Origin of the sequence: Mesorhizobium sp. M2A.F.Ca.ET.067.02.1.1 (assembly GCF_004023285.1) — a bacterium.
Lineage (GTDB): Bacteria > Pseudomonadota > Alphaproteobacteria > Rhizobiales > Rhizobiaceae > Mesorhizobium.
Window position 1 is genome coordinate 1 of the sequence record NZ_RZSB01000143.1, and the last position, 10,100, is coordinate 10,100.

Genomic DNA, 10,100 nt, shown 5'->3' on the forward strand with positions numbered 1-10,100 from the left:
GTCCTCGATCTTGTCGAAGATGTCGCGCGGCTCGCCGGGACCGGGGAAACGCGCGAAACGCGTGCCGCCGGTGCCGACGCCCCAGGACGGGATCGCGACGCCGAATTTCTCGACCTTGTCGCGGATGGCGTCGATGGCGATGCCGCGGCGGTCGAGGCGTTCGCCGAGCGAGGCGTAGTCGTGCTCGAGGTCGGGTTGGCGCGCGGTGTTGTGGCTGGCGACTATGTCGGCGCGGATAATTGTTTCGGACATGCAATTCCTCCCAAGAATGCGTTCGGCTGGCGCCGCCCCTCATCCGCCCTTCGGGCTTTCGTCCTTCGAAAAGCCAAGCAATTGGCTTTTCGTCCGCTACGCGGCCACTCCTCAACTGCCCGTATGGAGACGGGGAGAAGGAAAGGGCGCCTAGCGCGTAAAGCTTTGCGCGTTGCCGGCGTCGACATTGACGATGTTGCCGGTCGATTTGGCCGACATGTCGGAGGCGAAGAAATAGATCGCCTCGGCAATGTCTTCCGGGAACACCGAGCGCTTCAGCATCGAACGCGAGCGGTAATGCTCCTCGAGGTCGTCGGTCGACATCTTGTAAGCCGCGGCGCGCTGTTCCTTCCACTCGCCGGTCCAGATTTTCGAGCCGCGCAGCACGGCGTCCGGATTGACGACGTTGACCCTGATTTGCGCTTCGGCCCCCTCCAGCGCGAGGCAGCGGGCAAGATGGATCTCCGCGGCCTTGGCGGTGCAATAGGCCGACGCATTCGGCGAGGCGGCGAGCCCGTTCTTGGAGGCGACGAAGACGACGTTGCCGCCGATTTTCTGGGCGCGGAACAGACGGAAAGCCTCGCGCGAAACCAGGAAATAGCCGGTGGACAGGATGTCCATATTCTTGTTCCACAAGGCCAGTGTCGTCTCCTCGATCGGCGCCGAGGAGGCCAGGCCGGCATTGGAAACCAGGATGTCGATGCCGCCGAATTCGACCGCCGTTTCGGCGAAGCCCGAAAGCACTTGCTCCTCGGAGGTGACGTCGATCCGCACCGGACGGACAAAGTCCCTTCCGAAGGCTTTCGAGAGCTCGTCATTGGCACTGGCCAAAGCGGCCTCGTCTATATCGGCAAGCACGACGCAGGCGCCTTCGCGCAGCAGCCGGTTGGCGGTGGCGCGGCCGATGCCGCCGGCACCGCCGGTAACCAAGGCGATCTGCCCGGCCAGCGCCTTGGGCTTCGGCAGGCGCAGGAGCTTGGCTTCCTCGAGTTGCCAATATTCGATGTCGAAGGCTTCCTGGGCGGGCAGGCCGAGATAGGACGAGACTGTCGAGGCGCCGCGCATGACGTTGATGGCGTTGACGTAGAACTCGCCAGAGATGCGCGCCGTCGCCTTGTCGCCGGCGAAGGTGAACATGCCGACGCCGGGCATCAGATAGACCACCGCATTGGGATCGCGGATGGCGGGCGAGTCCGCATGCTTGCATGCGTCATAGTAAGCCTGGTAGCCGACGCGGTATTCGGCAATGTCGTCGGCGAGCCGCGCGATGACGGCGTCGATATCGGGGTTCGCCGGATCGAACTCGATCACCAGCGGCCGGATTTTTGTGCGTAGGAAATGGTCCGGGCAGGAGGTGCCAAGCGCCGCCAGCGGCCGCAAATCCTTCGAGTTGACGAATTCGAGCACGGCCGGCTGGTCGTCGAAATGACCAAGCTTGTGGCTCTTTTCGGAGATCAGACCACGGATGCGCGGCATCAGCTTGGCGGCAATGGCGCGGCGTGTCCGGGCATCGAGCGCCTTGACCGCTTCGCCACCGAAGATAGCCACGCCTTCCGATCGGCGCTCGAACCACTCGATTGCCTGGTTGATCACCGAGATCGTGGTCTCGTAGCATTCCTTCGGCGTGTCACCCCAGGTGAACAGGCCGTGGCTTTCAAGCACCACGCCCTTGGCTTGGGGGTTGTCGAGGCAGAATTTTTCCAGCCATAGGCCGAGCTCGAAGCCCGGCCGCTTCCAGGGCAGCCAGCCGATGGCGTCGCCGAAGATCTCCTTGGTGATCGCCTTGGAATCCTTGGCCGCCGCGACCGCGATGATGGCGTCGGGATGCATGTGGTCGACGCAAGCCTTCGGCACATAGGCGTGCAGCGGCGTGTCGATCGAGGCCGCGCGCGGATTGAGGTTGAAGGTGCAGTGAGGCAGATAGCCCACCATCTCATCCTCGTGCTCGACGCCGCGGTAGAGCCCCTTGATGGCGCGCAGCTTGTCCATGTAGAGGGTGGCGAAACCGTCCAGCTTGATCGAGGCGCTGTCGCCGCCGGAGCCCTTGACCCACAGCACCTCGACCTCCTCGCCGGTCAGCGGGTCGTTCTGCCAGACCTTGGACGAGGTGTTGCCGCCGCCATAATTGGTGACGCGCTTGTCGGATCCCAGCGTGTTCGAGCGATAGACCAGGAGCTCGGGACCGCTCATCCCTTCGGCTTTTGCATCGTCCCACAGATTGGCGAGGCGCGAGCCGGAGCGCTTGTCGAGCATAGGTATCCTCCCTTGGAGCGCATGTCGCGCTCCTCATTTCTTGCTCGGGAATGTCTACGCAAGCGCCCCGCTTGTCAATCACAAACGATCAATATCGATCATATTGCACTGCACAATGAAAATATATGATCGGAAATGATTGACACTGCGCGTTTTCTGAGGCCTGATGTTTGAGTAGGGAGGAACCATGCACGAAAAAGAGCGCCACAGGATCATTCTGTCCGCCGTCCAGGAAAAGCCTGTGGTGACGGTGCAGGAGATGGTCGAGCTGACGGACTCCTCCGAGGCGACGATCCGGCGCGACATCGCGGCGCTCCACGTGCAAAAGCGCCTGCGCCGGGTGCGCGGCGGCGCCGAGGCGATCTCGCCGCCGCAATTCATCGGCCTTGCCGGCCGGCCCTTCTCCGTCAACGAAACGCTGAACGCCGCGCAGAAGCGGGCGATCGCCCGGGAAGCGGTGAATCTGTGCGCCGACGGCGAGCCGATCATCATCAATGGCGGCACCACCACCTTCCAGATGGTGCATTTCCTGACCGGACGCCGCATGCCGATCTTCACCAACTCGTTCCCGATCGCCGAGCACCTGCTCAAGCATTCCAAAAACACGGTGATGCTGTCGGGCGGCACGATCTACCGCGAGCAGAACATCATCCTTTCGCCCTTCGACAATGACGTGACGCGCAATTTCTATGCGCGGCGCATGTTCATGGGCGCGCAGGGCCTGGGGCCGCTCGGGCTGATGGAGGGCGATCCGCTGCTGATCCAGGCCGAGCAGAAGCTGATCGACCAGGCCGACGAATTGGTGGTGCTGGTCGATTCCACCAAATTCCGCATGCGCTCCAGCCTGATCCTGTGCGGGCTGTCGCGCATCGCAACCGTGATCACCGACGACGGCATCGAGGACCGGGAGGCCAAGATGCTGGAAACGGCGGGCGTGGCGCTGATCGTCGCCCGCAGACAGCCAAGCGACAGGGAAGAATCTTCACTGCAGGCCTGAGGGAAACTCACGCCCGCAGCGGCGATGGAATGCAACGCTCAAGGGAGGATATTCGATGAGCTTTTTGAAGAAACTGCTGGTCACGGCGGCCTTTTCCGCCGCCATGTTCGTGAATGCCGCCTATGCCGAGAACGTCAAGATCGCGCTGGTGGTGAAGTCGCTCGGCAACGGCTTCTTCGACGCCGCCAACAAGGGCGCCGAGGAAGCGGCCAAGGAATTGGGCGATGTCGATGTCATCTACACCGGCCCGACCAAGGCCACCGCCGAGGCGCAGATCGAAGTGATCAACTCGCTGATCGCGCAGAAGGTCAACGCGATCGCAGTTTCGGCCAATGACGCCGACGCGCTGGTGCCGGTGCTGAAGAAGGCGATGGATCGCGGCATCACGGTCATCTCATGGGACTCGGGCGTCGCCAAGGAAGGCCGCCAGCTCCACCTCAACCCGTCCGACACCGGCCTGATCGGCGAGACCATCATCAAGCTCGCCGCCGATTACCTGCCGGAAGGCGGCGACGTCGCCATCCTCTCGGCCTCCTCGACCGCGACCAACCAAAACGCCTGGATCGAGGCGGCCAAGAAGGTGCTGCCGGAGAAGTTCCCGAAGATCAAGCTGGTCGCCACCGTCTATGGCGACGACGACTCGGCCAAGAGCACCGACGAAGCCAAGGGCCTCTTGAAGTCCTATCCGAATCTCAAGGCGATCATCGCGCCGACCACCGTCGGCGTTGTTGCCGCCGCGCAGGTCGTCACCGACGAGAACCTGATCGGCAAGGTCAATGTCACCGGTCTCGCGCTGCCGTCGGAGTTCAAGAAGTTCATCGACAACGGCGCTTCGCAGGCTGTTGCTCTGTGGAACCCGATCGATCTCGGCTACTCGGCGATCTACCTCGCGCATGACCTGGCGGTGAAGAAGGAAGAGGCGAAGCCCGGCGCCACGCTGTCGATCGGCCGCGTCGGAAAGGTGACGCTCGACGACACCAACTCGGCCGCGATGGCTCCGCCCTTCCAGTTCGACAAGACCAACATCGAGAAGTTCTCCAAGATCTATTGATCCTGGACCGACGGCGCTGCCCCTCATCCGGCCGCTTCGCGGCCACCTTCTCCCCGCCGGGGAGAAGAGCCTGGAGCCAAGCTCGCAAACCTCCTCTCCCCTCGGGGAGAGGGCGACCGAGCGAAGCGGAGGTCGGGTGAGGGGGAGGCGACACGCAAGCGATTCACTGGGCTTGATACGACTATGGATACGACGGCCCATCACGGCACAATAAAGGAGCGCCCCCCGGCCTCAGCTCCCCGCCTGACGCTCACGGGCATCTCGAAAAGTTTCCCGGGCGTCCGCGCCCTGAACAATGTCAGCCTGTCGCTCTACCCCGGGCAGGTGACGGCGCTGATCGGCGAGAACGGCGCCGGCAAGTCGACGCTGGTCAAGATCATGACCGGCATTTACAAGCCCGATTCCGGGGAAATCGGCATTGACGGCCAGGTGACGACGCTGCCCAGCGCGCACGCAGCATTCGGCCACGGCATCACCGCCATCCACCAGGAAACCGTGCTGTTCGACGACCTTTCGGTGGCCGAAAACATCTTCCTCGGCCACGCGCCGCGCACCCGCTTCGGCACCATCGACTGGCGCACCATGCGCAGCAATGCGCGCGAGGTGCTGGAGACGATGCGCGCCGGTCATATCGACGCCGACGCTCGGCTAAAGGATCTTGGTATCGCCAACAAACACCTGGTTGCGGTGGCGCGCGCGATGTCGATCGACGCGCGCATCGTCATTATGGACGAGCCGACCGCGGCGCTTTCGATGAAGGAGATCGAGGAGCTTTTCCTGCTGATCGAATTCCTGAAGAGCGACGGCAAGGCGGTGCTCTTCATCAGCCACAAGTTCGACGAGATCTACCGCATCGCCGACCGATACACAGTCTTCCGCGATGGCGAGATGGTGGGCGAGGGGCTGCTCAAGGACACCGGCCAGAACGAGATCGTGCGTATGATGGTCGGCCGCAACGTCGACCATATCTTCCCGCAGCGCGAGCCGAAGATCGGCGCGCCGGTGCTGTCGGTTTCGGGTCTGTCGCATCCGACCGAGTTCGACGATATCGGCTTCGAGCTGCGCAAGGGCGAGATACTCGGCTTCTACGGGCTGGTCGGCGCGGGCCGCAGCGAGGTCATGCAGGCGATCGCCGGCATCACCCGCGCTAGCCGAGGCACCATCTCGTTGGACGGTACATCGATCGCGCCGAAATCGGCGGCGGATTCGATCGAGGCCGGCATCGTCTATGTGCCGGAAGAACGCGGCAAGCAGGGCGTGGTGATCGGCCTGCCGATCTTCCAGAACGTGTCGCTGCCCTCGCTCGCGCGCACCTCGAAATCCGGCGTGCTGAGGCTCGCGGAAGAGTTCTCGCTCGCCCGTTCCTACACCGAGCGGCTCGATCTGCGCGCCTCGTCGCTCAGCCAGGATGTCGGCACACTTTCCGGCGGCAACCAGCAGAAGGTGGTCATCGCCAAATGGCTGGCCACAGCGCCAAAAGTCATCATCCTCGACGAGCCGACCAAGGGCATCGACATCGGCTCCAAGGCGGCCGTGCATGGCTTCATGGCCGAGCTGGTCGCGCAGGGGCTTTCGGTGATCATGGTGTCGTCGGAACTGCCCGAGATCCTGGGCATGTCGGACCGGGTCGTGGTCATGCGAGAGGGCCGCATCGCCGCGACCTATGACAACAAGGGCCTCGACGCCGAGACGCTGGTTCGAACCGCAGCGGGGATCGCGGCATGAAGAGCTTCCTCAAATACCGCGAGATCTGGCTGCTCGCCGGCATCGTCATGCTGATCGGCCTGATCTCGACGCGCTTCCCCGGTTTCGCAGATCCGGCCAATCTGCGTCAGGTGTTCAACGACACATCGATCCTAATGATCCTGGCGCTGGGGCAGATGGTGGTGATCCTGACGCGTTCGATCGATCTGTCGATGGCGTCCAACCTCTGTTTCACCGGCATGGTGGTGGCGATGCTCAACGCCGCGCATCCGGCGATCCCGATCCCGGTGCTGATCGTCATCGCGCTCGCCGTCGGGCTGGTGCTTGGCGCGATCAACGGTTTCCTGGTGTGGCGGCTGAACATTCCCTCGATCGTGGTGACGCTCGGCACCCTCACCATCTATCGCGGCGCCACCTTCGTCGTCTCCGGCGGCGCCTGGGTCAATGCCGACCAGATGAGCCCCGACTTCATCAATTTCCAGCGCGCCGCCTTCCTCGGCCTTCCAGTGCTGTCCTGGATCGCCATCATCGTGATCGCGCTGTTCTTCCTGGTGATGACGCGGACCGCGATCGGCCGCTCGATCTATGCCATCGGCGTCAATCCGACCGCCTCGGTCTATGCCGGCATCGATGTCGGCCGCACCAAATTCATCGTCTTTTGCATTTCCGGCATGATCGGCGGGCTTGCCGGCTATCTCTGGATCTCGCGCTATGTGATCGCTTCGGTCGAGGTCGCCAACGGCTATGAGCTCAACATCATCGCCGCCTGCGTCATCGGCGGCATCTCGATCGCCGGCGGCATCGGCTCGGTCGGCGGCGCAGTGCTGGGCGCGCTGTTCCTCGGCATCATCTCCAACGCGCTGCCGGTCATCAACATCTCGCCCTTCTGGCAGATGGCGATCTCGGGCAGCGCCATCATACTGGCGGTGGTGCTCAACGCGCGCGGCGAGCGCCGGCAGGGCCGCATTATCCTGAGAAAGGCGGAAGCGGCATGACCGACACCCCTGCCCCGCGCCACATTCCCGACCGGCTCGACAAGCCGCTCTCCTCGGCGATCTTCTCCTGGGAGGCGCTGCTGGTCGTCATCGCGGTCGCGATCTTCGCGGTCAACAGCTTTGCGTCGCCCTATTTCCTCGACCCGTGGTCGCTGTCGGACCTGACCTTCAACTTTACGGAAAAGGGGCTGATCGCGCTTGCGATGGCGCTGCTGATCATCTGCGGCGAGATCGATCTGTCGGTCGCCGCGATCGTGGCTTTGGCCTCGACCATGATGGGCATGGCGGTGCAGGCCGGCGCCGGCACGCCGGTGCTGGTGGCGATCGGCATTGCCGTCGGCTTCGCCTGCGGCGCCTTCAACGGGCTGCTCGTCACGCGGCTCGGCCTGCCGTCCATCGTCGTCACCATCGGCACGATGAGCCTGTTTCGCGGCATCGCCTTCATCATCCTCGGCGACCAGGCCTACAAAGGCTATCCAGAAAGTTTTGCGTTCTTCGGCCAGGGCTATGTCTGGTGGGTCTTCTCGTTCGAGCTGGCGCTGTTCCTCGTCGCGGCGCTGATCTATTGGTTTGTGCTGCACCGCACGAGCTTCGGCCGCCGCGTCTTCGCCATTGGCAACAATCCGGTCGCCTGCCAGTTTTCCGGCGTGCGGGTCGACCGTATAAAATTCATCCTGTTCTGCCTGACCGGGCTGATGTCGGGCATCGCTTCGGTGCTGATCACCTCGCGGCTCGGATCGACGCGACCGTCGATCGCGCAGGGTTATGAGCTCGAAGCGATCACCATGGTGGTGCTTGGGGGTGTGTCGATCCTCGGCGGCGCCGGCAGCATCCTTGGCGTCGTGCTGGCCGCCTTCATCATGGGGCTGGTGACGTTTGGGCTTGGTTTGCTCAACGTGCCGGGCATCGTCATGTCGATCTTCATCGGCTTGTTGCTGATCATCGTCATTGCATTGCCGATCGTCTGGCGGCGGCTGCGTGAAGGACGCTTCGCCTGATGGAGAAATACGCCTTCAAGATGAAGCTCAATCCCGGCATGAAGGCCGAGTACAAGCGCCGCCATGATGAGATCTGGCCTGAGCTGGTTGTGCTGCTGAGAGAGGCCGGCGTCTCCGATTATTCGATCCATCTCGACGACGAGACCAATATCCTGTTCGGCGTGCTGTGGCGCCGCGATGACCACGGCATGGGTGATCTTCCGAAGCACCGGATGATGCAGCAATGGTGGGCGCATATGGCCGACCTCATGGAGACCAAGCCCGACAACGAGCCGGTGGCGGTGCCGCTCGAAACAATGTTCCATATGGCATGATCGTCGCCGTCATCGATATCGGCAAGACCAACGCCAAGGTGGCGCTGGTCGATCTCGCGACATTGAGCGAGATCGCGCTGCGCCGTATCGCCAACGCGCCGGTGCGGCAGGCGCCCTACCCGCATCACGATGTCGAGGCGCTGTGGACGTTCATTCTGAACAGTCTCACCGATCTCAACCGCGAACGGCGCATCGACGCGATCTCGATCACCACGCATGGCGCGACCGGCGTGCTGGTCGACGCCGCCGGCGAACTGGCGCTGCCGGTTCTCGACTACGAATTCGACGGCCCCGACCAGCTTGCGGCCGGCTACGACGCCGCACGTCCGCCCTTTGCCGAGACCGGCACGCCGCGGCTGCCGATCGGCCTCAATCTCGGCGCGCAGTTCTTCTGGCAGCAGAAGCAATTTCCGGCGGAATTCGCCCGGGCGGCCACGATGCTGATGTATCCGCAATACTGGGCGCTGCGGTTGACCGGCGTCGCCGCCAATGAGGTGACGTCGCTCGGCTGCCACACCGATCTGTGGAATCCCTGGACTTCCGACTATTCCTCGCTGGTCGACAGGATGGGCTGGCGCCGGTTGATGGCGCCGGTGCGGCCGGCCAGGGACCGGCTTGGCCCGATCCTGCCAGCGATTGCGCAACGGACGGGGCTCGCCCCACAGACCCCGGTTTTCTGCGGACTGCACGATTCCAACGCCTCGCTGCTGCCGCATCTGCTGTCCGACGCGCCGCCCTTCTCCGTCGTCTCGACCGGCACATGGGTGGTGTCGATGGCCGTCGGCGGCAGGAAGGTGGAGCTCGACCCGGCGCGCGACACGCTGGTCAATGTCAACGCGCTGGGCGATCCTGTGCCGTCGGCCCGCTTCATGGGCGGACGCGAATTTTCGCTGCTGACCGAGGGCCAGCCACAGGAATGGAGCGAGGTCGATGTTGACGCCGTGCTGGCGCGGCAGGTTCAGCTTCTGCCTTCGACGCAGCAGGGTTCCGGACCCTTTCCGCATCGCGCCGCGCAATGGCATAACGCCGACGACCTGAGCTCCGGCCAGCGCTTCGCCGCCGTCTCATTCTATCTGGCGCTGATGACCGCGACCTGCCTGGAACTGATCGGCGGCGACGGGCCGACGACGGTCGAGGGGCCGTTCGCGCGCAACCCGCTTTTCAACCGCATGCTGGCGGCGGCGACGGCGCGGTCGGTCATTGCATCGGAAGCCTCGACCGGGACCAGCATCGGCGCCGCGCTGCTGGCGTCGGATGGCATTGAGACAGCAAGCAAGGGCGAACAAACGGAACCACCAGCGGAGCCGGTCTGGGGCGACTACGCAGAGGCGTGGCGGTTGGCCGTCCGGACGTAGCCCTTTTTCTGAGAGTCCGGTGCTGCCCCTCATTGCCCTGCCGGGCATTTCTCCCCGTATAGTGACGGGGAGAAAGACGCTGTTGTCGCGGCCTTCGCCAATTTTCGACGCCACAGAATGGCGCGGCCAACCCCTTCGCCCCGTTTTACGGGGAGAAGGTGCCCGAAGGGCGGATGAGGGG

Annotated in this window: 8 protein-coding genes and 1 pseudogene; 7 read left to right on the forward strand and 2 right to left on the reverse strand. The window is 63.6% G+C overall.

Annotated elements, in window-relative coordinates; all coding sequences use genetic code 11:
• Window positions 1-252 (reverse strand): annotated as a pseudogene (locus tag EOA28_RS12925) (sugar isomerase); the annotation flags it as partial.
• Window positions 253-402: 150 nt separating this feature from the next.
• Complete coding sequence (locus tag EOA28_RS12930; protein ID WP_127252671.1) at window positions 403-2,505, reverse strand: bifunctional rhamnulose-1-phosphate aldolase/short-chain dehydrogenase; 2,103 nt, start codon at window positions 2,503-2,505, stop codon at window positions 403-405.
• A gap of 187 nt (window positions 2,506-2,692) precedes the next feature.
• On the opposite strand from EOA28_RS12930, the gene EOA28_RS12935 reads away from it, so the two are divergent.
• From EOA28_RS12935 to EOA28_RS12965, 7 genes are all read left to right on the forward strand, one after another.
• Window positions 2,693-3,502, forward strand: a complete 810-nt coding sequence (locus tag EOA28_RS12935; RefSeq protein WP_127252672.1) for a DeoR/GlpR family DNA-binding transcription regulator — start codon at window positions 2,693-2,695, stop codon at window positions 3,500-3,502.
• A gap of 55 nt (window positions 3,503-3,557) precedes the next feature.
• On the forward strand, window positions 3,558-4,553 hold the full coding sequence (gene rhaS, locus EOA28_RS12940; RefSeq protein WP_042637283.1) for a rhamnose ABC transporter substrate-binding protein: 996 nt from the start codon (window positions 3,558-3,560) through the stop codon (window positions 4,551-4,553).
• Between the two features lie 183 nt (window positions 4,554-4,736).
• Window positions 4,737-6,278 (forward strand): sugar ABC transporter ATP-binding protein, encoded by a 1,542-nt coding sequence (locus EOA28_RS12945; RefSeq protein ID WP_128314935.1) that lies wholly within the window; start codon window positions 4,737-4,739, stop codon window positions 6,276-6,278.
• Window positions 6,275-7,252, forward strand: coding sequence for an ABC transporter permease (locus EOA28_RS12950; protein ID WP_127252674.1), 978 nt, complete (start codon window positions 6,275-6,277; stop codon window positions 7,250-7,252). Before EOA28_RS12945 ends, EOA28_RS12950 begins: the two co-directional genes overlap by 4 nt.
• A complete protein-coding gene (locus EOA28_RS12955; RefSeq protein WP_127252675.1) occupies window positions 7,249-8,250 on the forward strand; it encodes an ABC transporter permease in 1,002 nt (333 codons plus the stop codon). The genes EOA28_RS12950 and EOA28_RS12955 overlap by 4 nt, the downstream gene beginning before the upstream one ends.
• A complete protein-coding gene (gene rhaM / locus EOA28_RS12960) occupies window positions 8,250-8,564 on the forward strand; it encodes an L-rhamnose mutarotase (protein WP_210212017.1) in 315 nt (104 codons plus the stop codon). Before EOA28_RS12955 ends, rhaM begins: the two co-directional genes overlap by 1 nt.
• Entirely contained in the window at window positions 8,561-9,919 is a 1,359-nt protein-coding gene (locus EOA28_RS12965; RefSeq protein WP_127252677.1) for an FGGY-family carbohydrate kinase, read from the forward strand. The genes rhaM and EOA28_RS12965 overlap by 4 nt, the downstream gene beginning before the upstream one ends.
• Window positions 9,920-10,100 lie beyond the last annotated feature (181 nt).

What these genes read in the sequence shown, in the direction of transcription:
- EOA28_RS12930 (WP_127252671.1), bottom strand. Translation starts at nt 2,505, where the DNA reads ATGCTCGACAAGCGCTCCGGCTCGCGCCTCGCCAATCTGTGGGACGAT.
- EOA28_RS12935 (WP_127252672.1), top strand. Translation starts at nt 2,693, where the DNA reads ATGCACGAAAAAGAGCGCCACAGGATCATTCTGTCCGCCGTCCAGGAA.
- rhaS (WP_042637283.1), top strand. Translation starts at nt 3,558, where the DNA reads ATGAGCTTTTTGAAGAAACTGCTGGTCACGGCGGCCTTTTCCGCCGCC.
- EOA28_RS12945 (WP_128314935.1), top strand. Translation starts at nt 4,737, where the DNA reads ATGGATACGACGGCCCATCACGGCACAATAAAGGAGCGCCCCCCGGCC.
- EOA28_RS12950 (WP_127252674.1), top strand. Translation starts at nt 6,275, where the DNA reads ATGAAGAGCTTCCTCAAATACCGCGAGATCTGGCTGCTCGCCGGCATC.
- EOA28_RS12955 (WP_127252675.1), top strand. Translation starts at nt 7,249, where the DNA reads ATGACCGACACCCCTGCCCCGCGCCACATTCCCGACCGGCTCGACAAG.
- rhaM (WP_210212017.1), top strand. Translation starts at nt 8,250, where the DNA reads ATGGAGAAATACGCCTTCAAGATGAAGCTCAATCCCGGCATGAAGGCC.
- EOA28_RS12965 (WP_127252677.1), top strand. Translation starts at nt 8,561, where the DNA reads ATGATCGTCGCCGTCATCGATATCGGCAAGACCAACGCCAAGGTGGCG.